Source organism: Clostridium thermarum, assembly GCF_006351925.1.
Lineage (GTDB): Bacteria > Bacillota > Clostridia > Clostridiales > Clostridiaceae > Clostridium_AU > Clostridium_AU thermarum.
The window spans coordinates 3,088,411-3,114,926 of the sequence record NZ_CP040924.1 but is presented as its reverse complement, the minus strand read 5'-3'; the positions used below and the strand labels follow the sequence as shown (position 1 = coordinate 3,114,926).

Below are 26,516 nucleotides of genomic sequence, written 5' to 3'. Positions count from 1 at the left end.
ATATGTTTAACTGTGAAAAATGCGGTAATAGAGTTATTTGTAAAGGTAAAGAACAGGCGGAACAACTAAAAATTGAAGCAGAAGAACTGAGAAGTAAATATAAAGATTTCTATGGCTATATTAATATAAACTGCGATTACTATAAAAGTGAACAGTACTCTATTTGCAGACCGAAAGTGGAATAAGCTACAATCTGAAATTATTGTGAAAGAGGGTGAAAGTATGAAATATAAGCTGGAAGATTATAGTATTAGTGAAACTGGATATTATGGTCTTGGAGATGAAGATATTACAGGATATAAAGAAAAGTTAGTAAAATGCCGTAAATCACATAAATGTGCGAGTTGTGAAAAGGAAATTGGCTTAGGCGGATACGCAGTGAGAGAAACAGGGTTTATAGATGGTCAACCAGTATCAGCATATACATGTATAGACTGTTTGGATAAATGGCTTGATTCCTTAAATGAAGAAGAATGACGCAATGCAAAACTAGGACGAATGAAGAAAAGGAAGTGAGAATATGTCTCCAAGCGAGATAATGGGAAAAATACAAGCCTGTCAGCAAGCTCTTACAGCCGGTAATGCAAATTTGAAAACGTACGGACTGAGAAAGGCAAAGGCGGAGCATGATTATAAAGTTGCATTAAGAAAAGAAATATTAAGACTTAAAGTAGTAGATAAACAACCAGCGACGCTAATAAATGACCTTGCCCGGGGGAACGAGGAAATTGCAAAACTAAGACTAGAAAGAGATATTGCGGAGACTGACTATAACGTATGCTTGGAAGCAATGAGAAATCTAAGACTAGAGTTGGAGGCTTATAGAAGTTTTCTAACCTGGGAAAGGGTAGAACTTAAAAATACTTAGTTTATTTGCCCACCGAAAATTAAAAATATTAAAAAATAAAGGGAGGTGCACCCCCATGCACACCTATAGTACATCGGTGGGCTTTTTTAAAGGATGATGCTTGATGAAAATTATAATAATGACCTATACCGATAAAAACGCATGGTACAAGAATAAGGTTGGAAAGGTTTATACTGCAACTAAGACAGGTACCGGTTATAAGACTAAAGATGGGGAAATTTATGAGAAAGATGCGGAGGTAATTGAAAAGTGATAGATGAGATAAAAGTTCTAGTGGAAAAGGCTGTTGCTGAGGAATGCGTAAGGGCAATGAAAGCTAAAGGAATGTTTGTAGACGGGCATCAGGCCCATGGTGCAATACTTGAGGAACTCGAGGAGGCAATAGAAGATTTTCAGAGGGTGATTGATAAGTTTAAAATCTTCTGGGGAAGAGTGAGAAAGGATGCTGATGCAATGGATCCTGTTCAGCTTATGAAGCTATATGCAATAAATGCTTCCAGTGAGTTGGTCCAAGTGGCTGCTATGTGTAAGAAGTACGAAGAGAGCTTTAAGGAGGCTGAGGGATAATGGGAATAACAATAGGAATGGGATTACTTTTAGCTATTCTAGTTGTGGCCATGAAACCAAAGAAAAATAAAACTAATATGAATGAACTTTGTGATATACAGTGTCATGAGTGTGACGAGTGGGACTGGTGTCCGTTTAGCGACAGGAGGGAATGAAATGAAGGAGAAGATAAACATTGATGAGACTATAAAGAAAGCAACCAAAGAAGCCATCAAGGAATTTGACAAGGAGAAAAGAGAGGAGCAAAAGAAGAAAGTGTTTCATAATACTAGGTTACTGCTTAAACATTATAATGATTTAAAGAGCCATGTTCAAAATGCCATTGATGATGTTAATAAGTTAGAAGAAGGTTTAGAAGAGCTTGGAGATTTAAGCAGCGATGAGCTCTACATACTATCAATCAAACGAAGCAAAGCTAAAACCCTTATTATGATAGCTCATGTTGATATGGCCATGGCGTTATTACAGCAGAAGCAGACTAGATTATGCTCTTTGGAAAAGTATCAGGCACTAGAGTATTTTTACTTAGATGAATTGACCTATGAGCAAATAGCTGAAAGGCTTAATTGTAATGAAAGGACCACCAGGCGCTGGATCAACGAAATGTTAAACGAGCTTGGAGTATTGCTCTTTGGTATAGATGGGCTCAAGATGGATGCAGTATGAAAATTGGTGGGAAAAGTAAGGTGAGGTAGGAGATTTTTATGAGATGTGATGAATGTTTGCATTTTGAATGTGATTCAAATGAGATGTACTGCGGTCTTAAAGATAAAGAGATAATCAATATTTTTGAGCCTTGCGAAGATGGTTACGAAGAAGCAGATTAGCTCATAATTCAATACTAAGTGTCTAAAGAATGTCAAAATGATGTCCTAGAATTGCCCATATATAAGTAGTAAAATGATAGTATGAAAAACTATAGCAGGGACTACAGACTGCTATGGAGTAAATTTAATAATCGCGACATAGAAACATCTCGGAATATTATCGCCGGGATGTTTTTATATAGTATCCCCCTTTTTAGATAGGCAGTCAGCAATTTGTTGGCTGCTTCTTTTATATAAAAGTTCGACAAAAGAAGGAAACCTCCTTTTAACATAGAAGTTAGTATGTGGAAGGGAGGTGGAAAGAGTGAGAGAATGGGCAAAAGAAGTAAGAAATATAGTAGATAATCAAAATAACAGAAGTAGAGAGATTGATAACACATTATTTAAATTAACGCAGGAGCTAAGCAACTCACCGTTTAGTCTATCAGCTAAAAGGACACAAATAGGTGAGTGGCCACTAGCATGGGAAGTTGAAATAGCAAAGAAAAAGTTTATAATCAGAGAAGCAGAAATAGCGGAAAAACAGAAGATATATAATCATGATGATTGGGGTCAACCGATTGACATTATAGGAAAACGTGATTTAGTAGAAGTATTACAAGAAATAATAGTTGAAAATATGGAAAAGTAAGAGCCTAATGTAAAGGCTCTTATTATTTTATAAAAAATGAGGTGAGAACATGCTAAGTATCTATACAACATACAAGTGTAGAACATGCCAAAAGGAATTTATATTGCTTACTGAGGATGTAGACAGTATGCCAAAGGATAGATATTTGGCATGTCCTTACTGCAATAGTAAAAGGTTGAGCAAAGGAAAGGGTACTGACAATTTAAATGAGTGCATGAAAGAAAGGGTATATAAGAGAGTTAACGGAGCATTGAAGCAGGTGAGATAGATATGAATGTATCTAATCAAGACGAGGTTGGAAAGTGGGTAAGCAAGTTAATAGCTGAGGACAGGCTAGAGGAATTTTATAACTCTAAGTACTGGAGAAGATTAAGGAAAGAAGTACTAGAAGAATATAAGCATGAGTGCCAAGATTGTAAGGCTAAAGGATATTACACTGAAGCTAATCATGTGCATCATATTCAGTACGTAAGAAAGCATCCAAGGTTAGCATTAAGCAAGACTTATATATTCCAGGGGAAAGAGTATATCAATCTTGTTCCACTGTGTCATGATTGCCATGAAGCTAGGCATGGTTATAGGCAGAAAGAGAAGAAGGAACCTTTAACGGAAGAGAGGTGGTAAACATGGAGAAATACTTAATATCAGCAATAGACCGCAAATGGGCATTTGGTATTGCTAGAGACAAAAGGCTTAAAGCTAATCAGTGGGTGCACGTTCCTTATGATGAAGCAGGGAGAAAACGAGTATTGGCTGGAAGAAGAGTAAGTTCTAATGAATTACTTATTGGTCACTTCACAAACAAAGAGAAGGAATATCTTGTAAGACCTAAACATGATGGAATGAATACGAATGGATTTATCTTTGATGAGATGCATGAGTATTGGAAGTATATATAGTTACCCCCGGTCGAAATAAAACGCATTTTAATTTTGACCCTTGTAACTCGGCTGGGGGGTAGACAAAAGAGATTTTTTCAATTTCTCACGTGAGGGGGGTGGTAATATTGGCAAAGAAAGCAACAAAAACAGAGATAAAACAAGATCTACTAGACCAGCTTGACCGCAATGGAACCACGGGGAAGTATTACATAGACTTAGTGGATGATTACATGGAACTTTATGATACTAAAAAGAAGTTAATTCAAGATATAAAAGAGCGTGGAGTAACTTGCAAATACCAAAATGGTGAAAATCAATGGGGATACAAAAAGAATGACAGTGTAGATCAGCTGCTAAAAGTAAATCTACAAATGCTTAAGCTATTAGATGCACTTGGAATAAAGCCATCCCAGGATGGTGATGTAGATGACGACGAGGAAATGTAGGATAAAAAACTATCATCCATATATTGACCAGTATATTGATGATTGCCGGACCGGTAAAAACATAGTCAGCGAGGATATTTTACTGGCATGTGATTATGTTGAAGAAAAATTAAATAATAAAGATGTTTTTATTGATACCGAAAAAATAGATAAAGCAGTAGAACTAATTGAAAAGTATTTTGAAATCAAGCTCCTAGATTGGGAGCTTTTTATTATTGCATTAATTCACTGCTATTATAAATCGAACGATACAGTAGTATTTGATACTATTTTTATATTAATGGGTAGAGGTAACGGTAAAAACGGATTTATTTCGCCAATTGCTTGGTATCTAACTACACATTATCACGGTGTAAAAGCTTATAACGTTGATATTATAGCAAACAGTCAGGATCAAGCAGAAACATCTTTCTTTGACATTTATGAGGTGCTTGAAAGGTTTTGGAGTAAGCTAAAGAAGTTTTTCTATAAAACTAAAGAAGTTATAACTAATCTAAAAACTAAGTCTTATATAAAATACAACACCTCAAATGCAAAAACAAAAGATGGTAAAAGAAGCGCTTGCCTTATATTCGACGAAATACACGGTTATGAGAGCTATGACAATATAAAAGTATTTACCTCAGGCTTTGGAAAGAAAAAACATTCCAGAGCCTTTTATATTACTACAAACGGTAATGTTCGTGAGGGTGTACTTGATGATATGTTAGCTATAGCGAAAGATGTGCTGAATGGAACCATTAAAAATTTAGGGTGGCTGCCACTCTTATATCACATAGACAGCGAAGAAGAAGCATTAAACCCGGAAATGTGGCACAAGGCAAATCCTTCTCTTAAGTATTTCCCGGAACTGCAAAAGGAAATGGAAAAGGAATTTATACAAATGAAGTACCAACCGGCACTTGAAGAAGAATTTTATACTAAGCGATTAAATTGGCCAAAAGGAAATAGAGAACTGCAAGTTACAGAATGGGCTAATATAATAGCGACAAATAAACCATTGCCAGAATTAACTGGATGGAGTTGTACAGTTGGTATTGATTATGCTTCTATGCGAGACTGGGCAGCAGTTAATTTTCACTTTAGAAAAGGTGATATAAGATATGATTTCGGTAGATATTGGGTATGCACTAAAAACCCCGACTTGTTTAGAATAAAAGCTCCTTGGAGAGAATGGGATACCTGTATTGCAGTTGATGATGTAGAAATCCATGCTGAAATGTTAACGGAATATATATTTGAAATGGGCCAAAAGTACAATATTAAAAAGCTAGGTATAGATAACTATCGATACCAATTAATGAAAAAAGCATTAGAGGATATAGGATTTGATCCAAAAGAAAGAAAGAATGTGTATTTAGTTAGGCCATCTGATATTATGAAAATCCAACCTGTAATTGATAGCTGTTTTAATAAGCAGCTTTTTGTTTGGGGTGATAACCCGGCTCTAAGATGGGCAACTAACAATACAAAATTAATTCTATCTGGGAAAAAGCAAGGCACAGATACAGGAAACTACTATTACGGAAAGATAGAAAGTAAAAGCAGGAAAACAGACCCATTTATGGCCTTGGTACATTCAATGGTAGTTGAGGATGAACTTGGATCTGGAGAATGTACTTATTATGATTTACCAGTGATTACATTATAGGGGGAGGTGATGACTTGGGGTTAATTAGTTGGTTGGCAAAAAAATTAGGTGGTTCAGTTCCGCTAAGTGGGTCACAAATTGATGAAGCAATAGAACAGTATTTTAACGAGGTCCATATTCGTGAAGTAGCCTTTTGGAGTACAGTAAACCTTATTGCTAATGCAATTAGTAAATGTGAGTTTAAAACTTATGTAGATGGCAAGGAAAGAAAGGGGGATGAATACTACTTATGGAATGTCGAACCTAATAAAAATCAAAATTCAAGTAGCTTCATTCATAAATGGATAAGTAAACTTTATGCAGAAAATGAATGCCTTATTATTGAAAGTAACGGTCAATTACTTGTAGCTGATAGTTACGAAAAAACACCGTATGCAGTATACGAGGATGTATTTTCACAAGTTACTGTAAAAGATTTTACTTTTAACAGGACATTTAAGCAGTCTGAAGTTTTGTATTTTGAGTTATATCAAAAGGATATGCGTAAAGTTACTAATGCTTTATATGAAAGCTATCTAAAATTAATTTCCTATGCAATGAAAGCTTTTCAGAAATCTAGAGGCACTAAAGGAATTTTTACTTACGATACAATACCAGTTTCAGGAACAGAAGAAAGAAAAGTTTTTGATTCCTTGATAAATGAAAAATTTAAACATTTTATGGAATCTGGAGATTCTATTATTCCTTTAGGAAAAGGACAAAGCTTTACAGATATAGGTTCAAAAACATATGCAAACGAAAGCACCAGAGACATAAGAGCAATGATTGATGATATATCAGACTTCACAGCCAAAGCCTTTGGAGTTCCTCCAGCATTATTAAGGGGTGATGTTCAGGGAGTATCTGATGTAGTGGACCAGTTATTGACGTTCTGTATAGATCCTTTATGTGATATGCTTCAGGAAGAAATTAATCGCAAAAGAATAGGAAAAGCTAATTTCTTAAAAGGTACAAAAATTATTATAGATACTAAAGCCATTAAGCACATTGATTTATTAGATGTGTCAACATCCATAGACAAGCTTATTTCAAGTGGATGCTTCACTATAAACGACATTCGCAAAATAGTCGGCGAAGAGCCAGTTGACGAGGAATGGGCAAATCAATTCTTTATGACAAAAAACTATGCATCAGTGGAAGATTTGCTAAAAGGATTGGAAGGAGGTGAGAAGAGTTGAAAAAGTATTATTCATTAATTAAAGAAAATAATGAGGCCGATATCAATATTTACGGTGATATAACTTCGTGGGAATGGCAAGATAGTGACGTTTCAAGCTATACATTATCAAAAGAGATTGAAGGGCTAGATGTTGATACAATAAATGTTTATATCAACTCTTATGGTGGTGAGGTAGCTGAGGGATTAGCTATCTATAACGCATTAAAAAGACATAAGGCAAAAATTAAAACGTTCTGTGATGGATTTGCTGCTTCCATTGCGAGCGTTATTTTTATGGCTGGAGACGAAAGGATAATGTCAAATGCATCATTGCTATTTATCCATAATGCTTGGACATACGCCGCAGGAAATGCAAATGAGTTAAGAAAGACTGCTGACGATTTAGAAACAATGACACAAGCTTCAATCAATACTTATATGCAGCATGTAAATATATCAGAGGAAGAACTTAAAGAAATGCTAGACAATGAAACATGGATTTCTCCACAAGATGCACTTAGTATGGGATTTGCTACTGCAATTGTTAATGACAATACTAGCAAAAATCCAAATCAGAGCATTAAGGGAAGAGTAATGCAGCAACTAATAAAACCACAACAAGAGACTAAAGAACATAAGGTGTTAAAAACTACAGATGAACCAGTTCAGGAACCAACACCAGAACCACAACCACAACAAAATAATTTGAAAAATTTCTTGCAGGCTATTAAGACCTGCTAATTTTATTTTGAAAGGATGATAATTATATGAGAAACTTAGATTTACAACAAAAAGAAAGAGCAGAAATATTACAAAGAATGAGCCAAGCTATCACAGAAAATAATAGTGAAGCATATGTACAGGCATTTAATGACCTTGCTGCATCAATTCAAGAAGCAGTGAGGGCCGAATATGAACAAGCAATACAGAGCAATGATGCTAGTATACTTGCACAAAGAGGAGTAAGGCAATTAACTAGCGAAGAAAATCAGTATTACCAAGCTGTGATTGAAGCAATGAGATCAAATAATCCAAAACAGGCATTAACAGAAGTGAATAAGATTCTTCCAAAGACAACTATTGATGCTGTATTCGAGGATTTAACAGCAAATCATCCATTGTTAGATGCAATCAATTTCCAAAACACTGGCGCATTAGTTGAAATGATAGTTTCAACTTCTTCTGGTGTAGCTGGTTGGGGAGATTTAACAGCAACAATAAGTAATGAATTAGCTGGTTCATTTGCAGTTATTGAATTAGGTCAAAAGAAACTTTCAGCATTTATTCCAGTGGCTAAAGCAATGCTTGACCTTGGTCCTGCATGGTTAGATAGATATGTAAGAACATTATTGGTTGAAGCTTTAGCAACTGAGCTTGAAGCTGCTATCGTTGATGGAGATGGTAATGGAAAGCCTTTAGGAATGACTAGAAAGTTATCTGGAGCTGTTGATGGCGTATATCCAAGAAAGACAGACACAGCTATTACAGACCTTTCACCAACAACTTTTGGTACAATACTAAATACTGTTTCACAGGGTCCAAATTCAAAGAGAAGAACAGTGCCGGAGTTATTAATGGTTGTAAATCCAACTGATTACTATACAAAGGTATTCCCAGCAACTACTCCAAGGACAACAGATGGTGGATACACAACAGGGGTATTCCCTTATCCAACTAAGGTAGTTGTTTCTCCGGCAGTACCTTCCGGAAAGGCTGTATTCGGCTTAGCTAAGAGATACTTCTTCGGTTTAGGAACTTCAAAAGGTGGAAAGCTAGAATACTCAGATGAATACAAGTTCCTTGAAGATCAGAGAGTATATCTAATCAAGCTGTATGGTAACGGTAGAGCATTGGATGAAAACGCCTTTGTTTATGTAGATATAAGCGGTCTAGTTCCGGTTGTTCAAAAAGTTGAAGTTACTAACATAGATGACTTCCCAACTGCATAGGAGGTAGTTTATGAGGGTTAAAGTTCTAAGGACATTCCGAGATAAAGAAACTAAAACCCTCCACAGAAAAGGCAAAGAGATTGAAATAACTAAAAAGCGGTTCGAGGAAGTAAACTCGACCGCTTTTGGTGTTTTGGTGGAGGAAATAAAAGAAAAGAAAGCTGCTAAAAAGTAGGTGATGATATGGCATTACCAGAAGGACTATTGGAAGATGTAAAAAACTACTTAGATATTACATGGAATGATGAAGCCACAGAGAAGAAACTAACCGGCATTATAGAACGTGGTATGAAGTATATAAATAGCGTTGCTGGTGAAGAGTTAGATTATTCTAAAGAGGAAAAACCTAAAGAATTGCTCTTAGACTATTGCCGATATGTACGTTCTAATGCACTAGAACAATTTCAATCTAACTATTTACATGAGTTGCTATCTCTGCAAATTAAACAGGAGGTGGCAAGGTATGAAGCCGAAAACACTAACACAGACGTTTAATGACGGTATTGTTAGCATTTATAGTGTTGGAAACATATCTGAACCCGGTAATATGCCTAAGGATGGACTAACCCTAAAGGTTGGTACTTTACACTATGAAGAGCGAACCGTAGGCATGGGGAGGTATTGGACAGCAGCACAGGCACAAGTAAGAATAGAGCAAATACTGAGAGTGCCTAGAATAAATTCTGTATCCACTCAAGATATAGCTATTGTAAATGGTCAGCAGTACAAAATAGTGCAGATTCAATATCCACCGGGGATAGAACCGGCATGTATGGATTTATCCTTGGAGAGATTGGAGGAATCTTATGAGATTGGTTGATTTAAGAGATTTACTTTTAACTATAGGTCCGCCGGTATTTCACTATTTTGCTGATAAGCAGAAAGGTAATTATATAGTGTGGGCGGAGGATGGCGAGGGCGATTCACTTGATGCTGATGATAAGAAAGAAATTCAATCACTACAAGGGACAATAGACTATTTCACTAAAACAGAACATGATCCTGTATTTGAATTGATACAACAGAAACTTGATTCTGCTGATATATCATGGAGCTTAAATTCTGTTCAATACGAAGAAGATACCAGCTATATTCACTATGAATGGCTGTGGGAGGTTGATGGTATTGGCTAAGATGGTTGTTAATGGCCTTGAAGAATACACCGCTAAGCTTTCTAAACTTGGAAAGGATGCGGAGAAAATAGCAAAAAAAGTTGTCCGTGCCGGAGCAAACCCAGTAGCAGACCAAATAAAAAAGAATTTAATGGATAACTTAAATGATCCTGCGTATGTCGGTAAGGGTAATGGTGGACCATATAAAAAATATAAATTTACCGGGGATTTGCTCAAGGCTTTTGGTATAACCCCACCGGGTGTAGACAGGAATGGAAACACAAATGTCCATATAGGCTTTGATGGTTACGATAGAAATGGTGTGCCGAACCAATTAAAGGCGAGAGCTATGGAATCTGGCACAAGCTGGTTACGTAAAAGACCATTTATAAGGCCGGCAGTAAATAAGACTAAAAATAAAGCTATTGAACAAATGGGAAAAAAGTTAGATGAAGAAATTAAAGCATATGATTTCTAAAGGAGGGATAACATGGCCGTTATAGGATTAAAATACCCCGTATACGCACCATTAACGGAAAATGAAAACGGAACATTTGAATATGGTACCGGAAAGGTTGCAGCAAAGGCTATAAAAGTCGACATGAGCCTTGATATATCAGAATCTAAGTTATATGCTGATGATAACGAAGATGAATCGGTAAAAGAATTTAGAGGCGGGAAAATGACATTCACAGCCAATGATTTAGAAACAGAAGTAAAAAAAGATTGGCTAGCAAACACAACAGAAACAGTAACAGTAGGAAATGAAAGCGTTGAAGTATTAGTAAGCAAGGATACAGACACACCTGGATACTTCGGATTCGGATTTATTGTCTCAAAAATAGTAAAAAATGTTAGAAAATATAGAGCTGTAATCTATACTAAAGTGAAATTTAGTGAGCCTAATGAATCAACCGAGACAAAAGGGCAGCAAGTAAACTTTCAAACACCTACTATCGAGGGAAGTTTATCACGTAGAATGGATGGTCAGTGGAAGAGAGAAGTAACAGTTGATAGCTTAGCGCTAGCTAAAGCATGGTTAGCAAAAGAATTAAATCTTTCTTAGGAGGTGAGGGCGGTTTAATACCGCCTTTTGTTTATGAGCTTTAAAAATATGGGAGTACCAATAACACTTGATACTGAGCGTAATTTAATATTTAACTTGAATGTGCTTGAAAAATGTGTAGAGAAATTTGGTAGTATAGATGAAATGTTGAATAAACCGCTTAATGAACTAGCGACTGCAAAGTGGCTTGCGGTTGAAATGTTAAATGAGGATGCTGAAATATGGAATGAAGAGCATCCGAATGATAAAAAGCCACTCATAGATGAAAAGAAACTTGGTCGGTACTTAATTGGAATACAAGCTATTAGAGAGCTTAGTACTAAGGTGCAAGAAGCAATGTTAAAAGGTTTGCCGGAGGAGCAAGTACAGGAGATTGAAGAAGTAGGAAAAAACTTGATAGCTGCGCAGAGTTTGAAGAACAAGGAACTGAGAAGAAAATCGAAATAAACTTTGCGCAGCTTATTTTTATAGGGAAAACTTTGCTAGGGTATAGTGAAAAAGAAGTATGGAGAATGACTTTAAGAAAGCTTATTCTTTTATTTAATGAGTTTAAATACTTCTACGGATTAGAAAAACGTTACAAAAGTATTGATGATTTCATCCCCGGAGAGGATGTGATATAACATGGCAAGTAAAATAGGGGCGCAAATTGCTCTTGAAGGCGAACGAGAGTTTAAAAAGGCTATTTCTGAAATAAACACCGGGTTAAAGGTTACGGCCTCAGAGCTTACACTTGTAACTGCACGCTTTAGCGACAACTCTAAGTCTGTTGAGGGCCTTACAGCAAAAAATACCGTGCTACAGAAACAACTATATGAACAGGCACAAAAGGTTGGAATGTTAAGAGCAGCTTTAGATAACGCTGCGGAAAGCTACGGAGAAGCAGATGCAAGGACTTTAAAATGGCAAGTTAGTCTTAACAATGCCGAAGCTGAGCTTATTAAAATGCAAAAAGAACTAGATAAGAGTGAGCAAGAACTTAAAAAGTTCAGTGAAGCACAAGAGGAAAGCGCAGAAAAAGGAAGAAGTCTTGGTGATGTATTAAATAGCTTAATATCAGCATTAGGCGTAAATTTGCCGGATAGCGCACAAAATGCTATAAGTGCTTTAGATGGGCAAAAGGTATCAACATTAGCTTTAATAGGAGCGACAGCTGGATTAGTAACAGGCTTGTCAAAGGCAACGATAGAAACAGCAAAACATGCAAAAGAAATTCAGAATGTATCACAGACATCCGGCATGTCTATTGAATCATATCAAGAGTGGGATTATGTGTTAAGTAACTTTGGCCATAGTATGGAACAAGCAAGTGGAGATTTAGCAAATTTTGCAGAAAAGATTATGGATGCAGCTAACGGAACTGGCGAAGGTGCAGAAATGTTCGGTAAATTAGGTATAAAAGTAACTGAGAATAACGGAAAATTAAAAACTCAAGAAAAACTGTTTGATGAAGTTATAACTAAACTTCAAAGCATGAAAAATGAAACTGAAAGAAACGCTATAGCAAGTGCTCTATTATCAACAACTGGTGAAAAACTAATACCGATTTTGAACATGACAGGGCAAGAGGTAGATGCATTGAAGCAAAAGGCGCATGATATGGGTTATGTAATGGATAGTGAGGTCGTTAAATCGTTCTCAAAATTGGATGATTCGTTGAAAATCTTTGATAAACAAAAAGAAGCTTTTAAAAATAGTGTAGCCGAAGTAATGTTACCGGTATTAACCGGACTATTTGAAATGCTTAATAAAATAGACCCTAAGATACTGGCAACAGTAGCCATAATCGGAAGTGTAGCGGTTGTAGCTGTAACAGTAGCAAAAGCGATAGGTGATGTTACAAATACGTTCTCGGCCATGAATCCGGCTACATTAAAAACCACAGCTATAATCGTGGGTGTAACTACTGCTTTGATTGCCCTTGCTGCTATAATAGCGGTAATAGTCGGAAAAGGTGACGAACTTAATAATACCATGGCTAATATAGGGACTAGCGTGGGAAACATGACTAGCACTGTTAATAATGCCGGTAGCAAGATAGGGAGAAATGCTACAGGAACAAGTAACTGGCGAGGTGGTTGGACATGGGTCGGAGAAGAAGGACCTGAGCTTATAGAAGCTCCTGCAGGTGCAAAGATATACAGCAATAAGAGGTCTATGCAGATGTTAGCCGGGGCAGAACAAGAAAGTGGCGGAGATACGTTCATATTTAATGTAAAAATGGAAGAGATCAGTGAAGTATCAAAGCTGTTAAATGTTATTAAGCAAGTTAAGCAAACAAGAAGAGCAGGGGTGGTGAAACCATAATGGCACAGTATACAGTAGAAGTTCCAATAACTGAATCTACTTTTGTGGATAGAAATAACCCTAATACAAATTATGGTAATTTAAGTTACTTAAATCTTTATAAAGATCGCTATTATGCATTAATAAAATTTGAATTACCTGTGCCAGTACGCAAAAGAATTGTAAGCGCAAAATTAATGATGTATGTAGTAAACGGCGGTGGTTATAAATTATCTTCTTGGGCAGGTGACCATCGTGGAGAATGGTCGGAGAACACGGTAACATTTAACCAAATAAATACAGATGGTTCATTTAGTGGCTTGACACACACTTTGATTAATGATGAATATAACGAATTTGCACACGTTAATCCGAGCGGTAATAATATTTTAAAAGTTCAACCACCTACTGGCTATGGTTATGAGGATGCAGAAATAGAAATAGTACAAGTTCATTCAACACGAGGTGAAAATGCACCTTACATTATACTAATTTACGAAGATGTACCCCCGAGTAAGCCGACTCTAATAGATCCAATAGGTGTATACCGTGATAATCAATCTTCACTGAGATTTAGTTGGAAATATAATAGTAGCGTTGGAGGAGTTCAAAAGGCTTTCGACTTTGAATGGAGTACCGACGGTGCTACATGGAATACTGTAAGTGAGACAACATCTAATAATTATTATGATATGCCGGATAACACTCTTCCAGGCGGCAATATCTACTGGCGTGTAAGGTGCTACAATGAATATGATGAAGTTAGTGCGTATAGTGATACGTCAGCTTTTTATTGTATAGGAGCTTCTCCGGTACCAGTTATAGAAACTATATCTCCCAATACCTCAAGGCCAGTTATTAGCTGGGCATCATCACAGCAGCAGATATATCAAATACAGATATTAAATGGCGAGAATGTTATATATGATTCAGGGAATATCCCGGGCATTTTAGAAAGGTCTCACAAGATAAAAGCATTTCTTGAAGATGGAACATACACAGCAAAAGTTAGAGTAAAAAATGAATACGACATATGGTCAGCTTGGGGAGAAAGGCAATTCGAAGTATCTACGACAAAGCCTAATAAGCCATCCTTTGCAGTCTACAATAGAGACTATGGTTTACAACTGCATATCTCACCGGTGGCAAGTATAGCATATTATTTAATTTACCGCTCTGAATATAGCAAAGAAGAGTATATATGTATAGGTAAAACAGATAATGTAATCTTTGATGATAATACCGTTGCAAATAATCAGGATTACAAATATTTTGTGCGAGCTGTAACCACTGATGAAGCTTATCAAGATAGTAACGTAAAAGTAGGTACAGCATATTTTAAGCATTCCTTAATTGCACCTATAACTGATTTGAATAACATATTCGTAATGAAACATGGATTCAACAGAAAACCAGCTAGGAGCCTATCAAGAATACAAAAGGGTGAAGTTAGTTATTTCAACGGAAGAAAGCATGGTGTAGCTGAATTTTCTGAGCATATCGAGAGTGGCATTGCTCTTGAATTTGCATTTAAAACTTATAATGAAGTAGAGCAATTTTTAGAGATTTATGATCTTGCTGAAACTGTGCTATATAGAGACAGTAAAGGTAGAAAAATATACGGTACTTTGAATGGTTTATCCGAGAGAGAAGAGCAATCAGTGTATATCATTAGTTTTACAATATCAGAAACAGATTACACGGAGGAGGTTGATATTTAAATGCTTAGCCTTGCCGTAAACGGATATAGTGAAGAAGCTATTAGAAATCAACTCCATGCACGTACTGGTATAAGGGAAGTAAAATTTAGATATGATTTATTGAATAAACATGATGTTAAGATAGGAGAACTTACATCTAAACAGGGGAGCAATATTAATTTTAATAGCCTTGCGGAAATAAAAAGAACTGCAAACTTTTCTTTCAAAGAAAATGAGTTGAACGACGTAGACTGGCTTAATGATAGAATTAGGCCAGTCTTTTTACTTAAAATGCCGGGCGGAGGATATGCTGAGTGGCCCTTAGGTGTATTTCTAATTTCCTCGCCTGTACGCCGAGAGTTCAATAAGGGAATTTATAGGGATATTGAAGCATATGATTCTAGCTTGGTTTTATTAGAGGATAAATTTGATAATCGCTATAGAATAACTGCCGGGACAAAGTACACAAAAGCTATTACTGATATTCTGAACGGTGCCGGTATATGGAAAGTAAATATAACAAACCATACTGGGGCTATATCTGTTGATAAGGAATTCGAAATAGGCACAAGTAAGCTTGAAGCTATTAATTCGCTACTTACAGAGATAAATTATACTTCCATATGGGTGAATGAAAATAATTATTTTATAGCAAAGCCTTATGTGCTGCCATCTGATAGAGAAGTTGATTACACTTACAGAAATAATGAGTTGAGTATTATTCATGATGGAGCAAGCGAGGAATTAGACCTTTTCAATGTGCCTAACAAGTGGGTTAGGTACCTAAGCAATCCCGAAAAAGAAACCATTAGAAGCGTATACGTCAATGATTTGCCGACTTCTAAGACAAGCACGATAAACAGAGGGCGTATAATAGTAGATTGCGATAAGGTCGACGATATACTTGACCAAGCTACATTAGATGAATATGTGAAAAGGCTAGCTTATGAAAGCAGCAATGTCTACGGTAAATTTATCTTCGAGACTGCATTAATGCCACATCACAGTTACATGGATATGCTGTTTATAGAACATACAGGACTAGGTGTATCTTCTAAGTATACAGAAACATCTTGGAGCATGAATTTGGTTGCCGGCGGAAGAATGATCCATAACACAAGGAGAGTGATACAAATATGAGTGATATATTAAGTGCTGAAGAATTTATTGAGAATACCGGGACAGCTGATACAAATGATAATTTTAGAATGGCCGTGGTTGTCGCTCTATTCCCTAATAATACTGCAAAAATAACCTTTGATGGTGAGAGCGCCGCAAGTGAAAAACAATACTCTTATATAGCATCTTATGTCCCACAGATAGGTGATAGAGTTTTATTGGCAGCAGTGTCCGGCACCTATATAATTCTGGGAAAAGTTAATTATAATGTTTCGCCGGAAAGTGGTGAGGATAACAATACGTTTATTGACATTACTGTAACCAATAATGCAAAAGTTAAAACCTTAAATGCAACCGGAGCGGTAGATTTTGATAGTACGCTGAATGTCGATGGAAAAGTAACATTTAGAAATGACCTTGAACACAAGGGAACAAGGATAGGCTTTTTTAATACTTCACCTATCACAAAGCAAACAGCATATATGCCAAACAGCCAAGCTGACCTAGCAGCGGTTAGAACAAGATTACAAGAGCTTATAACTAAGTTAAGCAATTACGGGCTATTTACTGCAAGTTACTAAAGCAGGAGGTGACAAATTTGGAAAGTAGATATTATATAGGCTATGACATTAAAAAGAATGCTGCTACAAATATTAAATTTAAGCAAGGCAATATAGATACTGCAGTATTGGAGGTTTCTATATTTGACAATGGATTAGTAACTGACATTACCGGAGAGGATATAGAATTTAGGTTTTTGAAACCTGATGGTACAGTAGTTTTCCAGGACAGCACTTCCGGAGTAAACATCATTGATGCTCAAAACGGAAAAGTAGAGTGTGTATTAAGGTCTGAAACATTAGCGGCACCCGGGAACGTAAAGTGCGAGGTTCATAGAAGCAAGGATGGTAAAATACTCAATATGCCGACCTTTGTGTTTCAAGTTGAGGGCAGTATCGGCGAGGGCAAAATAAGCGAGAACTATATCGGAAAGATAGAAAATTATATTGCTCAATATGAAGTATTAAACGCTACCGTACAGCAATATGATGAGCGTATGAACAATTTAGATTCGCAATTGGCGGATATTGTGCAAGTAAATGTTAAGGGATTGGGTAAAGCTTTCGGTGATGGAAGAGATGATTACAGCATACTTCAAAGTTTAATAAATGCGAATCCTAATAAAACACTATATTTTCCCCCAGGAACTTTTGGCATAAGTTCACCGCTCATAATTGATAACAATGTAAATCTACTGCTTCATGAAAAAGCTACAATAAAAGCCCTTGCCAACATGGATTACATGGTAAAATGGGGGAAAGCAAATACTTATCCAACTGGTCATTCAATAATAGGTGGAGTATTTGATGGAGATGGTAAAGCAAAAAGACTAGTAGAAGTAAGTTGGTTTAGACACTTCACTATAGAAAAAACCGTCTTTAAAAATGGTATAAATAGGGGATTGATTTTAAGGTCAGACCCATCAGATAATACTTCCGTCGAAGCAATCTTAAACAATGTTTACTTTGAGAATACAATCGACACCAATTTGGCTGATAATATCGCATTAGTAGTAAATACTACAGATTCGCACATAGAAAATGTGTGGATGGTAAACTGGACAGTCGGAGTTCAAACTAACAGAGGAGGAAATAGGTTTAGTAGAGTTCATCCTTGGATAGTGCAACCTGATAGACTTAATGCAGGTAGTATATCATTTGATATTAAAGCCGCAGGGAATATCTTTGAATCATGCTTAGCAGATAGCACTCAGATAGGCTTTAATGTAGAAAAGGACGTAAGGTTAATAAGTTGTGGTTATTTCTCAAATCCTAATTTTGCACCTGATAATATGCAAGTCATACAATATCATACCACAAACAATCCTTTTGTATATGCTCAAAATTGTCAGTTTGAAAATCAAGCAATCACAAAGCCATGTATACTTATTAACAAAGAAGCTTTCAATAACAAGGTAACTTTTAAAGACTGTAGGTATATAAATATTCAGGGCAAGCCAAGAGAAAAGGACTTGGATTATTATATCACCAAGCCACACGAATCATCAAATAGCAATGTTAATTACAATTTTGCCACCATAAAGATACCAAAGGAAAATAGAATTGGTTCTCTAACTCTTCAAATGAACATCGCAAACAAAAATGACAGTTATTCAACTAAAATTAAATCATGCGATTTAGAAGTTAAACTACAGGGATTTAAAGATACTGCATTAGCTAAAAATTTTAATAATTACAATGTCAATGTGTTCTGTAGTAATATTAAGTATTGGGATAGGCTTGCTGTCGTTGGGAAAGAGGATGCAGACTTCCTTTATATTGATTTATATTATAAATATTATACGTCAGAGTGGGATTATCTCATTGTAAAGGTGACAGATATTATAGGAAATATAAAGACATATGGAAATTCATATCCGCTTGATTGGTATGGTACAGAGCATGTTGTTGGTAATATATTAACTATTAATGATAATTTAGACTGTGTGGGTAGTATAACAGGATATACAAAGACCTTTACTGTTGATTATTCAGCGAATATGTTGTCTGAGCAATTAGTGTTCCAAAACACTTATACAAAAGAAAGTGGTAGCGGAAATTCAGACTATGTTTACTATCAAAACGGCATGGTTTGGGGAAATGTTACGGTTGTTCCCGGAGCAAGTTCTAACAATGCAATTGTATTCACCTTAAGTCAAGTATTCAGACCGTTAAATAAGGTTAATTTGTGTGTTATGGGATATAAAACGGATAATACCAAATATGTAACTAACGGTGAAATTAGAACAAATGGAGAAGTAGTGATTTGGGGTGCGCAAGCAAGCACAAGTTATCTAGTAATTGATTTCATGTATTTGAAGTAACATAATGGAAATCTTCACTAAATTGTGGTATATTAGTATATAAAATGTTAGTGGAGGTTTCTATATGATTTTTTATAAGTTATTATGGTTTCTATTTGGATTGCCAAAAACTATTTATTTTAATTTTAAATATTTTAAATTTAAAGATGCAATAAAGTTTCCTTTTTTAATATCTTCAAAAGTATGGTTGGCAGAAACAAAAGGGAAAATTACAATAAATGCACCTATTAAATTTGGTATGGTTAAAATTGGGTTTGGTAGTGTTGGAACAAAGGATATTATTCACTCTCAATGTATATGGCGAGATTGCAAAGGCGAGATAGTGATAAATGGCAACGCATCTTTAGGATATGGTACAAAAATAACTCATTATGGTGGAGCATTAATTATAGGTAATAATTTTGTAGTTACAGGTCATTCCGAGATAATATGTTCTAAAAAAGTTGAGTTTGGAGATGATTGCCTGTTGTCATGGGAAGTCTTAATAATGGATACTGATTTTCACAAAATTAAGAATGCGGATGGAACTATAAATAATCACAGTAAACCAATAAAAATCGGCAATCATGTTTGGATTGGGTGTAGATGTACAATATTAAAAGGTACTGAAATAGGCACTGATTCTGTTGTAGCGTCAAATAGTTGTGTACACAGTAAAATTAATCTCAACAATGCACTAATAGGAGGCAATCCAATACGAGTTATACGTGAAAACATATCTTGGGAAGTTTAAAAAGGAATGTTTTTATTGACTAGCAGTCTTATAGGTTATTTATCCACAAAACTATTAAAATAATATTAATATCGTTGGATTTATCAATGTCGCAATAGGAAACTATTGCGTAACAACTTAATCAAAAATTATAGAGCTTTGGAATGGATCCAAGGCTCTTTCTATATTAAGAAAGAAGGTGTAAAAATGAAAGATAAAATTTTAGGATTATTTACCGGAACTATTGGAGGAATGCTATCATGGTTGTTTGGAACATGGGATTTACCGATAAAGATATTAATAACATGCATGGGAACTGATTACATAATGGGTATCTTATGCGGTTACAAAAACAAGAACGTTAGCAGCTCTATAGGATTTGCAGGATTAAAGAAAAAGTTCAGTATTTTATTAATACTGATTTTAGCTGTATTGCTTGATAGACTAATGAATCAAGGTTGGATATTTAGGACCGTAGTATGTTATTTCTATGTAGCAATGGAAGGCATAAGCATTATAGAAAACGCTGCTGTGCTTGGGGTTCCAGTACCGGAAAAGTTAAAAGACGCTCTTATCCAATTAAAAGACGGTAAGAAAGTGGTAAAAAAGGAGGAGTAAACTTGAACATAACAACTAAGCACATGACAAATAACGACTGCTATAAGGCTGGCAAGAAGATAACTGTCAAAGGTATTATGGTTCATTCTACTGCTACACCTGGAATAATGGCGGCCGATTGGTTTAGTAGGTGGAACAAACCAGGGACTAGCGCCTGTGTTCATGCTTTCCTTGACGATAAGGTAGTTATGCAGTATCTTCCCTGGGATCATAGAGGATGGCACGCAGGGGGAGCGGCCAACAATACTCATGTTAGTTTCGAGATATGTGAGCCTAAAGACTTGAATGACAAGGAATATTTTAATAAGGCTTATAACAATGCTGTGGATCTGTGCGTATACCTGTGCAAGATGTTTAAACTCACAGAAAAGGATATTTTGGACCATAGCGAGGGATTTAAGAGGGGTATAGCTACAAACCATGGTGATGTAATGCACTGGTTCCCTAAGCATGGGAAGAACATGAATACATTCCGGGAAGATGTTAGAAAAAGATTGGAGGAAAAGGAATTGAAAAAAATAGTTACTTATTTCGGTGATGCAGATCTATTTGCTGCAGTACTAGTTTCACAGAAAAATCAGTGCCCACTTATGAAAAAGTCTGACTTTGACGCTAGTGGTTTAAAGGCGGACCAGGTAATTGAAATAGGCGGCAAGCCAGGAACAACAAGATATGATAGCTTTAGAGATGCTGCCAAATTAGTATAACCCCGGGGAATTCCCGGGGCTTTTTTTATTTTTTGATATTATAGAAGGAAAATGGTATATTTTGTGGAACTTTATGTATATATAATTATTTTTAGGGGGTAATTGAATTGGAGAAAAGGCAGAAGGTAAAAGCTAACGGTAAAGTGCTTGCTTGGTACTTTGGGATTTTATCAGTTATTATTTTATTATTAGTATATGTCGCTTTAAGTGATAACAAAAATACTAGTGGTTCATTTAATGGGAACACTACAGTATCAGGTCAAAATAGCAAATCTAACTTTGAATTACTAGGGGCTAACTTTAAAAAGGATGGAAGTATAAGGTACGTAGTTGGTAGAATAAAGAATACATCCGGAAAGGACCTAAGCTATGCACGAGTAGACATAAATCTTTATGACAGAAACGGTAATCAAATTGACAGTACATTCGATAATGTCAAGAATCTTGCTAATAATGCGGTATGGAGTTTTAAGGCTCTTGTTCTTGACGATAAAGCATATAGGTATGAAATAGTCGAAGTAACAGGATATTAAATTTATTGGAGATTTATATTAATTTAATTACAATTGCAATCACTGTAGTTACTGCAGCTAATTTTACGGTTAAGCCTATATTAACATTACTTTTCTTTTTCACAAAATATCACCTCAGTTAAATTTTTGCCAAAAGAAGGGAATTTATACACTTTGAAGAATAAGATATATTGAGGTGGTTACATGGGTAAGAAAATAAATTTAAGTTTTAAAGATAATGAACTAGAGAATAAGCTCTATGAATGGTTGTTGAAACAAAGTGAGTTAATTGGGCCGAGTACTTATATAAAACAATTAATACTCGAAGACATGCAAAGAAAGTCTACTGAAAAAAAGTAGGCTTTATTTTTTTATTTAAAAGTATGCACATATTTGCGCAAACGTGCATATAAATATATCAAGAGAGTCAAAGAGGAGGAAAAGTAATCATGATTTTAGGTGTAGACAAGGGAAATATTAAATTAAAGACATCAACCTTGTATACTATTGATTCAAAAGTGTCAAAAATGGCCAGCATCATGGGAAGTGGAATTGAATTTGTTATGGACGGAGTTAAGTACTATATTGGTACCGGGGATTATGAAACAGAACTAAATAAAGCAAGACAAGAGAATTTTATCCCTTTATTATTCCATGCTATTGCTATGAGCACTCATGATGTAGAAAATCAAGTGGTATGTGGTTTGCCAATGAACCAGTACAAAGAATTTAAGGACGAACTAAAGGAACGGATTCTGAGTAACCGCATTAAAGATATAGAGATGAATGGTAGAAACAGGAGAATTATTATTTCAGATGTAGAAATAATCCCGGAAGGAGCTGCAGTAGATATCGAGGGGATTAGTATAGACATTGGGGGAAGGACCACTGATTGCTGTTTAAAACGGTATGAGAACGGAAGAATGAGGATATTAAATCCTTTATCCTATGCTAAAGGCACTTTAAATTTATACTCTGAAGCTGCAAAGTTAATAAACAGTAAATTTGCACTTGACCTATCTGCATCAGACATGGAGAAAATATTTAAAAAAGGATTGAAGATTAATGGAGTTTTGCAGGATATAGGTTTTGTACTAGATGTGTTTAGAAGCTTTGTAGATAGCTTAGTTAATGACTTAAGGGTCGAATATAGCTTAAAAACCGAAGATGTACATGTGCTTGGGGGCGGTGGACAGTTACTTTTTAAAGCAATAAAAAACAGGATACCCCAGGCAGAGCTTGTTGAAAATAGTCTATTTAGAAATGCGATAGAGTTTGAAAGGTATGGTGAGCAGTTATGGCAATGAAAATATCTGTAAGTTTCAAAGAAACAAAAGAGGAAAGAGAATTATTTGAATATGCTAACAAGCAGTTATCATCCAGTATTTATATTAAGCAACTAATAAAAGAAGATATGAAAAATAAAAAGAAAATTAATAGTAGTAAAAAAGGAATTGAGTTTGATTTTTAGGAGGCAAGTTATGTTTTGGTTAGATAAAGCGGTATTCAGTTTTATAAAAGGCATGTGCGTTAAAGTAGGGGCTATATTTTATCTGGGACCTTTTGAAGGAGCAGTTATCCTGATAGGTCTAGGATTTTATGCATATGCTTTTTCTAAAGGTTCTGAAAAGAAAGGAGTTGCTAAGAAATGATCATAGAGTTTGCTACTGCTGCAGCTCTTGTATACGGATATAACTACTTGAAAGATAGTGAAACTCGAAAGATTAAAAAGAAATGGGAAGAGACATTACAGGCCTGCAAGGCAGATGGTATTAAAAATAAGAATGATGAAACTTTCAAAATAACCGGTATTTTTAAGAGAAAGTATGGGTATTGGTGTAACGTTACTATTCCACGTGGATGCTCTACAAGTGCTTTAATAAAGGCTAAAGATATATTGCAAGATAACCTAAACTGCCTAATAGAGTTTGAAAAGGAAAGATTTAAGGACTATATTTCAGTAAAAATTATAAATAAACTTTTACAGTTTGAATATGCACCTGTAAAGACAAAATCAAATGAATTGTTTTTAGGCTATAAGTTGGACTGTTCTCAATACATTATTGACCTAAATAAAGACCCTCATGTTTTAATAGCTGGTAAGACTGGCACCGGGAAGAGTTTTCTATTCGCTACAATACTAACAAATTTAATTTACCATAACAAAAAAGAGATAGATATACTTACTGCAAAAAATGAAGGGTGAAATTGATATTTTCAAGAATTGCCCATCTGTAAAATTCACATCAGATAATCCTTCTGAAATTCTTGTAATTCTAAAAAAACTCACTGATATTATACACAAAAGGTCAAAGCAGTTTGCTGCATGTGGAATTAAAAATATTAACCAATGGAATAAAAATTTCCCTAACAAAAAAATGAAACGAATTATTATTGGAGCCGAGGAAATAAGCTTTTTTATGGAACCAGGCAGCAAAGATGAAGCAAATCCGTTCTTTCATTATTTCAACGATATTGTAAAAGCTGGTCGTTCTGCTGGTGTCCACTTCATAGGTTTAATACAAAGGACCACTGCTGCCAATCTTGGAGGTAATGGAGAATTAAAAAGCCAACTTACTGTAATTACTGCAAAACAAAGAAGCGAATTAGATAGCAGAAATGCCATAGACATTAATGATGCTGCATATCTTGAAAGTCAAGAATTTATCTGCAGTTGTAATGATGGTTATGTTACTTTTAAAGCTCCTACGATTGATGAAGATTTCATGATTCTTAATAAATACGTTCCTGAAATAAAGGTTCCTGAGGTAGAAGTAAAAGAGAAACCACAGGTTGGAAAAAAGTCTCGCATTCTCTCAATAGAAGAAACAGCTAAATTAAGAGAAAATTATGTCTGTATGCCACTTCAGGAGTATCAAAACTTAGAAGAAAACAAGGTTGCTTCACTCCAACAAAATAATATTCTTCCGGTTGGTACTAGGAGGCCGGGAGCTGTAAAGGTAGGTGTAAACAATGGTGCAGATAGATAAAGACATTCTTATACACATAGAAAAACATAAAGTTATTACCATTAAGCAGTGCCAACGGATATTCTACAATACTGAAAACGGATATAACTATGCTCAAAGGAAGCTAAGAGATCTAGAACTTCGTGGACTTTTAAAAAGCTATCAAAATAGTGTTACAAAGGAGAAAGTGTACTATGTACAGGATAAAATTTCTGCCCATGATATCTATATATTAGATTTTTATAGTAAGCTCTTTGAAAGTGGCTGTAAGAATATAGAAATAAAAAAAGAGCCGAGATACCTCAAGGGCATGCTACGGCCAGACGGATTTTTTAAGTTTGAGTTTGATGGATATTTATATTTTATTCTATTGGAAGTGGATTTAACACACTTTACTGGAATGAGTAAATTTCAGCTATATGAAAAGCTTTATCGTGACGGAGATTTGCGAAAAGAATGCTGTGGAACATTTCCGCAAATCGTTGTAATGGGCACCGGTTTAACAAAATACGAAAGCAATAACTTCGAGGTTACGTATGTTCCATTTGACCTGTCCCAATCTTTCAACCGTGTTCTTGGACTTATTGCATAGTTAATTATTTATTACTAATTCCGCACCGCTCTACATTACTTATCGAGGCAAGGTAATTATGGAAAACAGCCATTTCTAAGTATTAATTTTGTGTATTAAGTTTAACATCCCACAGAGTAAAACATAACCTTATACACAGCCTTTTCCACAATAAAATTAACTCTGTGGGTGCAGTACATATCTTTTTATATATACAAAACCAAAGCAAAGAATCACCTTTAGGATGAAAAGATATGCAATACTTTTAAGATTTTGCTCAAGCCGTAGGCGCGAGCTTTGCAAAACGAAAGGAGGGAAAAGTATGCTAACTTATTTAATCAAAACACTAATGCATAAGTATATTCCAAAGGAAAATCATTATGCTGAGGACATTATTAAAGGTGGAAAGGAGAGTATCGCTGCTACACTGTGTCTTACTCAAGATGAAATTTATAACTCTATGTACCACGAAGCAAAGGACCTGTTTCATGATTCTATTAAAGCCGGCCAGCTTAATAGAGAACAGATCCTTTACATCAAATACTCCTTGAGGGAGTTTTTAAAAGATTACCGTGAGTACTATAATGCCAAATATAAGAATGATGCTCACGAAATTTATTCATTACTCAAAAGTCCATTCCTGAGTAATGAACATTATACCACTATTATAACCATGATGAATAAATTTATTCACTGACATGGAAAGGATGATAAACAATGCAAGCAAAAGTAATAAAATTCCCAAGAAAGAAAATAACTTTATCAAAAAAAATAGAAGTGCTACAGGGAAAGACTTATGCAACCGTCCAAAGCGCTAAGTCCATTGCAGCACATCACAATATATCTTTATGGTATATTGCTAGTAAGCTATATCCGATAATATTTTTAGCATTTTTCTTATCAGCTTACTATTAATATTTTAACCAGGTATAAGCAATTTATACCTGGTATTTTTTTATTTAGTGGGTGTAAAAATGGGTGTGAAATTTTGAAAAATCATGATAAAGCATGATAAATCATGAGAGAAAAAGATGCATAAGCAGTAGCTGAAACCCTTAGAATTTATATATTTTGATAGAACTTGTACAATAATGATTAAAGCGCACTAAGAACTCCAAAACCGTTGGTTACGGGTTCAAGTCCTGTTGCCCCTGCCACAACGCAAAGTTAGATGTTTCAATGATTTGAAACATCTTTTTTATTTGCAGTGGATTGTCCTAAAATGGCACTTTGCCAATCATATGCCAATCAGCAAAAAATAATTAAACTGGCAGAGGTATC

The 26,516-nt window shown here is 35.3% G+C and carries 41 protein-coding genes; all 41 read left to right on the top strand.

Features of this window, described 5'->3' with window-relative positions:
* The first annotated feature begins 2 nt into the window (after positions 1–2).
* The 41 genes from FHY60_RS14135 (at position 3) to FHY60_RS13965 (ending at position 26,150) form a co-directional block, all read left to right on the top strand.
* Positions 3–185 carry a hypothetical protein gene (locus tag FHY60_RS14135; RefSeq protein ID WP_139905632.1) on the top strand — a complete coding sequence of 61 codons (183 nt, stop codon included), beginning with the start codon at positions 3–5 and terminating at the stop codon, positions 183–185.
* Positions 186–222: 37 nt separating this feature from the next.
* Positions 223–477 (top strand): hypothetical protein, encoded by a 255-nt coding sequence (locus FHY60_RS14130; protein WP_139905631.1) that lies wholly within the window; start codon positions 223–225, stop codon positions 475–477.
* Between the two features lie 43 nt (positions 478–520).
* On the top strand, positions 521–868 hold the full coding sequence (locus FHY60_RS14125; RefSeq protein ID WP_139905630.1) for a hypothetical protein: 348 nt from the start codon (positions 521–523) through the stop codon (positions 866–868).
* Positions 869–971: 103 nt separating this feature from the next.
* Entirely contained in the window at positions 972–1,121 is a 150-nt protein-coding gene (locus tag FHY60_RS18025) for a hypothetical protein (RefSeq protein WP_163215780.1), read from the top strand.
* Positions 1,118–1,435 (top strand): hypothetical protein, encoded by a 318-nt coding sequence (locus tag FHY60_RS14120; protein ID WP_139905629.1) that lies wholly within the window; start codon positions 1,118–1,120, stop codon positions 1,433–1,435. The genes FHY60_RS18025 and FHY60_RS14120 overlap by 4 nt, the downstream gene beginning before the upstream one ends.
* On the top strand, positions 1,435–1,590 hold the full coding sequence (locus FHY60_RS18020) for a hypothetical protein (RefSeq protein ID WP_163215781.1): 156 nt from the start codon (positions 1,435–1,437) through the stop codon (positions 1,588–1,590). Before FHY60_RS14120 ends, FHY60_RS18020 begins: the two co-directional genes overlap by 1 nt.
* Before the next feature lies 1 nt (position 1,591).
* Complete coding sequence (locus tag FHY60_RS14115; protein ID WP_139905628.1) at positions 1,592–2,101, top strand: helix-turn-helix domain-containing protein; 510 nt, start codon at positions 1,592–1,594, stop codon at positions 2,099–2,101.
* A 38-nt stretch (positions 2,102–2,139) separates the two neighbouring features.
* On the top strand, positions 2,140–2,262 hold the full coding sequence (locus FHY60_RS18535) for a hypothetical protein (RefSeq protein ID WP_279230409.1): 123 nt from the start codon (positions 2,140–2,142) through the stop codon (positions 2,260–2,262).
* 304 nt (positions 2,263–2,566) lie between these two features.
* Complete coding sequence (locus tag FHY60_RS14110; RefSeq protein ID WP_139905627.1) at positions 2,567–2,893, top strand: hypothetical protein; 327 nt, start codon at positions 2,567–2,569, stop codon at positions 2,891–2,893.
* A gap of 49 nt (positions 2,894–2,942) precedes the next feature.
* Positions 2,943–3,161, top strand: a complete 219-nt coding sequence (locus tag FHY60_RS14105; RefSeq protein ID WP_139905626.1) for an Rpo12/RPC10 RNA polymerase subunit family protein — start codon at positions 2,943–2,945, stop codon at positions 3,159–3,161.
* A 2-nt stretch (positions 3,162–3,163) separates the two neighbouring features.
* Entirely contained in the window at positions 3,164–3,517 is a 354-nt protein-coding gene (locus tag FHY60_RS14100; RefSeq protein ID WP_139905625.1) for an HNH endonuclease, read from the top strand.
* Between the two features lie 2 nt (positions 3,518–3,519).
* Positions 3,520–3,792, top strand: a complete 273-nt coding sequence (locus tag FHY60_RS14095) for a hypothetical protein (protein WP_139905624.1) — start codon at positions 3,520–3,522, stop codon at positions 3,790–3,792.
* 107 nt (positions 3,793–3,899) lie between these two features.
* Complete coding sequence (locus FHY60_RS14090; protein WP_139905623.1) at positions 3,900–4,220, top strand: P27 family phage terminase small subunit; 321 nt, start codon at positions 3,900–3,902, stop codon at positions 4,218–4,220.
* Positions 4,201–5,871: a terminase large subunit domain-containing protein gene (locus FHY60_RS14085; RefSeq protein ID WP_139905622.1), complete on the top strand. Its 1,671-nt coding sequence runs from the start codon at positions 4,201–4,203 to the stop codon at positions 5,869–5,871. Before FHY60_RS14090 ends, FHY60_RS14085 begins: the two co-directional genes overlap by 20 nt.
* Before the next feature lie 14 nt (positions 5,872–5,885).
* Entirely contained in the window at positions 5,886–7,049 is a 1,164-nt protein-coding gene (locus FHY60_RS14080) for a phage portal protein (protein WP_243122157.1), read from the top strand.
* Entirely contained in the window at positions 7,046–7,771 is a 726-nt protein-coding gene (locus FHY60_RS14075; protein ID WP_139905621.1) for a head maturation protease, ClpP-related, read from the top strand. The genes FHY60_RS14080 and FHY60_RS14075 overlap by 4 nt, the downstream gene beginning before the upstream one ends.
* A 26-nt stretch (positions 7,772–7,797) precedes the next feature.
* The gene (locus tag FHY60_RS14070; RefSeq protein ID WP_139905620.1) at positions 7,798–8,979 is read left to right on the top strand and encodes a phage major capsid protein; all 1,182 of its coding nucleotides are present in this window, start codon (positions 7,798–7,800) and stop codon (positions 8,977–8,979) included.
* 10 nt (positions 8,980–8,989) lie between these two features.
* Positions 8,990–9,154 carry a hypothetical protein gene (locus tag FHY60_RS18015; protein WP_163215754.1) on the top strand — a complete coding sequence of 55 codons (165 nt, stop codon included), beginning with the start codon at positions 8,990–8,992 and terminating at the stop codon, positions 9,152–9,154.
* 8 nt (positions 9,155–9,162) lie between these two features.
* The gene (locus tag FHY60_RS14065) at positions 9,163–9,474 is read left to right on the top strand and encodes a hypothetical protein (protein ID WP_139905619.1); all 312 of its coding nucleotides are present in this window, start codon (positions 9,163–9,165) and stop codon (positions 9,472–9,474) included.
* Positions 9,443–9,799, top strand: coding sequence for a hypothetical protein (locus FHY60_RS14060; protein ID WP_139905618.1), 357 nt, complete (start codon positions 9,443–9,445; stop codon positions 9,797–9,799). Before FHY60_RS14065 ends, FHY60_RS14060 begins: the two co-directional genes overlap by 32 nt.
* Positions 9,786–10,112: a hypothetical protein gene (locus FHY60_RS14055; RefSeq protein WP_139905617.1), complete on the top strand. Its 327-nt coding sequence runs from the start codon at positions 9,786–9,788 to the stop codon at positions 10,110–10,112. Before FHY60_RS14060 ends, FHY60_RS14055 begins: the two co-directional genes overlap by 14 nt.
* Before the next feature lies 1 nt (position 10,113).
* Positions 10,114–10,569, top strand: coding sequence for an HK97-gp10 family putative phage morphogenesis protein (locus tag FHY60_RS14050; RefSeq protein ID WP_243122292.1), 456 nt, complete (start codon positions 10,114–10,116; stop codon positions 10,567–10,569).
* Between the two features lie 12 nt (positions 10,570–10,581).
* The gene (locus FHY60_RS14045; RefSeq protein WP_139905615.1) at positions 10,582–11,157 is read left to right on the top strand and encodes a major tail protein; all 576 of its coding nucleotides are present in this window, start codon (positions 10,582–10,584) and stop codon (positions 11,155–11,157) included.
* 33 nt (positions 11,158–11,190) lie between these two features.
* Positions 11,191–11,604: a hypothetical protein gene (locus tag FHY60_RS14040; protein WP_180375417.1), complete on the top strand. Its 414-nt coding sequence runs from the start codon at positions 11,191–11,193 to the stop codon at positions 11,602–11,604.
* A 177-nt stretch (positions 11,605–11,781) separates the two neighbouring features.
* On the top strand, positions 11,782–13,464 hold the full coding sequence (locus tag FHY60_RS14035; protein ID WP_139905613.1) for a phage tail tape measure protein: 1,683 nt from the start codon (positions 11,782–11,784) through the stop codon (positions 13,462–13,464).
* Entirely contained in the window at positions 13,464–15,164 is a 1,701-nt protein-coding gene (locus tag FHY60_RS14030) for a glycoside hydrolase family 78 protein (RefSeq protein ID WP_139905612.1), read from the top strand. Before FHY60_RS14035 ends, FHY60_RS14030 begins: the two co-directional genes overlap by 1 nt.
* Positions 15,165–16,283: a hypothetical protein gene (locus FHY60_RS14025; protein WP_139905611.1), complete on the top strand. Its 1,119-nt coding sequence runs from the start codon at positions 15,165–15,167 to the stop codon at positions 16,281–16,283.
* A complete protein-coding gene (locus FHY60_RS14020) occupies positions 16,280–16,843 on the top strand; it encodes a hypothetical protein (RefSeq protein WP_139905610.1) in 564 nt (187 codons plus the stop codon). The genes FHY60_RS14025 and FHY60_RS14020 overlap by 4 nt, the downstream gene beginning before the upstream one ends.
* Before the next feature lie 17 nt (positions 16,844–16,860).
* Positions 16,861–19,146 (top strand): BppU family phage baseplate upper protein, encoded by a 2,286-nt coding sequence (locus FHY60_RS14015; protein ID WP_163215789.1) that lies wholly within the window; start codon positions 16,861–16,863, stop codon positions 19,144–19,146.
* Between the two features lie 64 nt (positions 19,147–19,210).
* A complete protein-coding gene (locus FHY60_RS14010) occupies positions 19,211–19,879 on the top strand; it encodes an acyltransferase (RefSeq protein WP_139905608.1) in 669 nt (222 codons plus the stop codon).
* Positions 19,880–20,065: 186 nt separating this feature from the next.
* On the top strand, positions 20,066–20,476 hold the full coding sequence (locus FHY60_RS14005) for a phage holin family protein (protein WP_139905607.1): 411 nt from the start codon (positions 20,066–20,068) through the stop codon (positions 20,474–20,476).
* Between the two features lie 2 nt (positions 20,477–20,478).
* Complete coding sequence (locus FHY60_RS14000; protein WP_139905606.1) at positions 20,479–21,183, top strand: peptidoglycan recognition protein family protein; 705 nt, start codon at positions 20,479–20,481, stop codon at positions 21,181–21,183.
* A gap of 107 nt (positions 21,184–21,290) precedes the next feature.
* The gene (locus FHY60_RS13995) at positions 21,291–21,716 is read left to right on the top strand and encodes an FxLYD domain-containing protein (RefSeq protein ID WP_139905605.1); all 426 of its coding nucleotides are present in this window, start codon (positions 21,291–21,293) and stop codon (positions 21,714–21,716) included.
* Between the two features lie 428 nt (positions 21,717–22,144).
* Positions 22,145–23,002 carry a ParM/StbA family protein gene (locus tag FHY60_RS13990; RefSeq protein ID WP_139905604.1) on the top strand — a complete coding sequence of 286 codons (858 nt, stop codon included), beginning with the start codon at positions 22,145–22,147 and terminating at the stop codon, positions 23,000–23,002.
* Positions 22,993–23,166: a hypothetical protein gene (locus FHY60_RS18005; protein ID WP_180375415.1), complete on the top strand. Its 174-nt coding sequence runs from the start codon at positions 22,993–22,995 to the stop codon at positions 23,164–23,166. Before FHY60_RS13990 ends, FHY60_RS18005 begins: the two co-directional genes overlap by 10 nt.
* Before the next feature lie 10 nt (positions 23,167–23,176).
* Positions 23,177–23,347: a hypothetical protein gene (locus FHY60_RS18000; RefSeq protein ID WP_163215791.1), complete on the top strand. Its 171-nt coding sequence runs from the start codon at positions 23,177–23,179 to the stop codon at positions 23,345–23,347.
* Positions 23,344–23,901 carry an FtsK/SpoIIIE domain-containing protein gene (locus tag FHY60_RS13985; protein ID WP_139905603.1) on the top strand — a complete coding sequence of 186 codons (558 nt, stop codon included), beginning with the start codon at positions 23,344–23,346 and terminating at the stop codon, positions 23,899–23,901. Before FHY60_RS18000 ends, FHY60_RS13985 begins: the two co-directional genes overlap by 4 nt.
* Positions 23,891–24,685, top strand: coding sequence for a hypothetical protein (locus tag FHY60_RS13980; protein ID WP_139905602.1), 795 nt, complete (start codon positions 23,891–23,893; stop codon positions 24,683–24,685). Before FHY60_RS13985 ends, FHY60_RS13980 begins: the two co-directional genes overlap by 11 nt.
* A complete protein-coding gene (locus FHY60_RS13975; protein WP_139905601.1) occupies positions 24,669–25,256 on the top strand; it encodes a hypothetical protein in 588 nt (195 codons plus the stop codon). Before FHY60_RS13980 ends, FHY60_RS13975 begins: the two co-directional genes overlap by 17 nt.
* Positions 25,257–25,557: 301 nt before the next feature.
* Positions 25,558–25,932 carry a hypothetical protein gene (locus FHY60_RS13970; protein ID WP_139905600.1) on the top strand — a complete coding sequence of 125 codons (375 nt, stop codon included), beginning with the start codon at positions 25,558–25,560 and terminating at the stop codon, positions 25,930–25,932.
* A gap of 20 nt (positions 25,933–25,952) precedes the next feature.
* Positions 25,953–26,150, top strand: coding sequence for a hypothetical protein (locus FHY60_RS13965; protein WP_139905599.1), 198 nt, complete (start codon positions 25,953–25,955; stop codon positions 26,148–26,150).
* Positions 26,151–26,516 lie beyond the last annotated feature (366 nt).

Excerpts from the sequence above, each read along its gene's own strand:
- FHY60_RS18535 (WP_279230409.1), top strand. The coding sequence starts at position 2,140 with ATGAGATGTGATGAATGTTTGCATTTTGAATGTGATTCAAATGAGATG.
- FHY60_RS18020 (WP_163215781.1), top strand. The coding sequence starts at position 1,435 with ATGGGAATAACAATAGGAATGGGATTACTTTTAGCTATTCTAGTTGTG.
- FHY60_RS14045 (WP_139905615.1), top strand. The coding sequence starts at position 10,582 with ATGGCCGTTATAGGATTAAAATACCCCGTATACGCACCATTAACGGAA.
- FHY60_RS14085 (WP_139905622.1), top strand. The coding sequence starts at position 4,201 with ATGACGACGAGGAAATGTAGGATAAAAAACTATCATCCATATATTGAC.
- FHY60_RS13965 (WP_139905599.1), top strand. The coding sequence starts at position 25,953 with ATGCAAGCAAAAGTAATAAAATTCCCAAGAAAGAAAATAACTTTATCA.
- FHY60_RS14030 (WP_139905612.1), top strand. The coding sequence starts at position 13,464 with ATGGCACAGTATACAGTAGAAGTTCCAATAACTGAATCTACTTTTGTG.
- FHY60_RS13970 (WP_139905600.1), top strand. The coding sequence starts at position 25,558 with ATGCTAACTTATTTAATCAAAACACTAATGCATAAGTATATTCCAAAG.
- FHY60_RS18025 (WP_163215780.1), top strand. The coding sequence starts at position 972 with ATGAAAATTATAATAATGACCTATACCGATAAAAACGCATGGTACAAG.
- FHY60_RS14095 (WP_139905624.1), top strand. The coding sequence starts at position 3,520 with ATGGAGAAATACTTAATATCAGCAATAGACCGCAAATGGGCATTTGGT.
- FHY60_RS14100 (WP_139905625.1), top strand. The coding sequence starts at position 3,164 with ATGAATGTATCTAATCAAGACGAGGTTGGAAAGTGGGTAAGCAAGTTA.
- FHY60_RS14060 (WP_139905618.1), top strand. The coding sequence starts at position 9,443 with ATGAAGCCGAAAACACTAACACAGACGTTTAATGACGGTATTGTTAGC.
- FHY60_RS14025 (WP_139905611.1), top strand. The coding sequence starts at position 15,165 with ATGCTTAGCCTTGCCGTAAACGGATATAGTGAAGAAGCTATTAGAAAT.
- FHY60_RS14010 (WP_139905608.1), top strand. The coding sequence starts at position 19,211 with ATGATTTTTTATAAGTTATTATGGTTTCTATTTGGATTGCCAAAAACT.
- FHY60_RS13980 (WP_139905602.1), top strand. The coding sequence starts at position 23,891 with ATGAAGGGTGAAATTGATATTTTCAAGAATTGCCCATCTGTAAAATTC.
- FHY60_RS14005 (WP_139905607.1), top strand. The coding sequence starts at position 20,066 with ATGAAAGATAAAATTTTAGGATTATTTACCGGAACTATTGGAGGAATG.
- FHY60_RS14020 (WP_139905610.1), top strand. The coding sequence starts at position 16,280 with ATGAGTGATATATTAAGTGCTGAAGAATTTATTGAGAATACCGGGACA.
- FHY60_RS14035 (WP_139905613.1), top strand. The coding sequence starts at position 11,782 with ATGGCAAGTAAAATAGGGGCGCAAATTGCTCTTGAAGGCGAACGAGAG.
- FHY60_RS14130 (WP_139905631.1), top strand. The coding sequence starts at position 223 with ATGAAATATAAGCTGGAAGATTATAGTATTAGTGAAACTGGATATTAT.
- FHY60_RS14135 (WP_139905632.1), top strand. The coding sequence starts at position 3 with ATGTTTAACTGTGAAAAATGCGGTAATAGAGTTATTTGTAAAGGTAAA.
- FHY60_RS13975 (WP_139905601.1), top strand. The coding sequence starts at position 24,669 with ATGGTGCAGATAGATAAAGACATTCTTATACACATAGAAAAACATAAA.
- FHY60_RS14055 (WP_139905617.1), top strand. The coding sequence starts at position 9,786 with ATGAGATTGGTTGATTTAAGAGATTTACTTTTAACTATAGGTCCGCCG.
- FHY60_RS14065 (WP_139905619.1), top strand. The coding sequence starts at position 9,163 with ATGGCATTACCAGAAGGACTATTGGAAGATGTAAAAAACTACTTAGAT.
- FHY60_RS13985 (WP_139905603.1), top strand. The coding sequence starts at position 23,344 with ATGATCATAGAGTTTGCTACTGCTGCAGCTCTTGTATACGGATATAAC.
- FHY60_RS18015 (WP_163215754.1), top strand. The coding sequence starts at position 8,990 with ATGAGGGTTAAAGTTCTAAGGACATTCCGAGATAAAGAAACTAAAACC.
- FHY60_RS14125 (WP_139905630.1), top strand. The coding sequence starts at position 521 with ATGTCTCCAAGCGAGATAATGGGAAAAATACAAGCCTGTCAGCAAGCT.
- FHY60_RS14115 (WP_139905628.1), top strand. The coding sequence starts at position 1,592 with ATGAAGGAGAAGATAAACATTGATGAGACTATAAAGAAAGCAACCAAA.
- FHY60_RS14105 (WP_139905626.1), top strand. The coding sequence starts at position 2,943 with ATGCTAAGTATCTATACAACATACAAGTGTAGAACATGCCAAAAGGAA.
- FHY60_RS13990 (WP_139905604.1), top strand. The coding sequence starts at position 22,145 with ATGATTTTAGGTGTAGACAAGGGAAATATTAAATTAAAGACATCAACC.
- FHY60_RS18005 (WP_180375415.1), top strand. The coding sequence starts at position 22,993 with ATGGCAATGAAAATATCTGTAAGTTTCAAAGAAACAAAAGAGGAAAGA.
- FHY60_RS14070 (WP_139905620.1), top strand. The coding sequence starts at position 7,798 with ATGAGAAACTTAGATTTACAACAAAAAGAAAGAGCAGAAATATTACAA.
- FHY60_RS14050 (WP_243122292.1), top strand. The coding sequence starts at position 10,114 with ATGGTTGTTAATGGCCTTGAAGAATACACCGCTAAGCTTTCTAAACTT.
- FHY60_RS18000 (WP_163215791.1), top strand. The coding sequence starts at position 23,177 with ATGTTTTGGTTAGATAAAGCGGTATTCAGTTTTATAAAAGGCATGTGC.
- FHY60_RS14040 (WP_180375417.1), top strand. The coding sequence starts at position 11,191 with ATGAGCTTTAAAAATATGGGAGTACCAATAACACTTGATACTGAGCGT.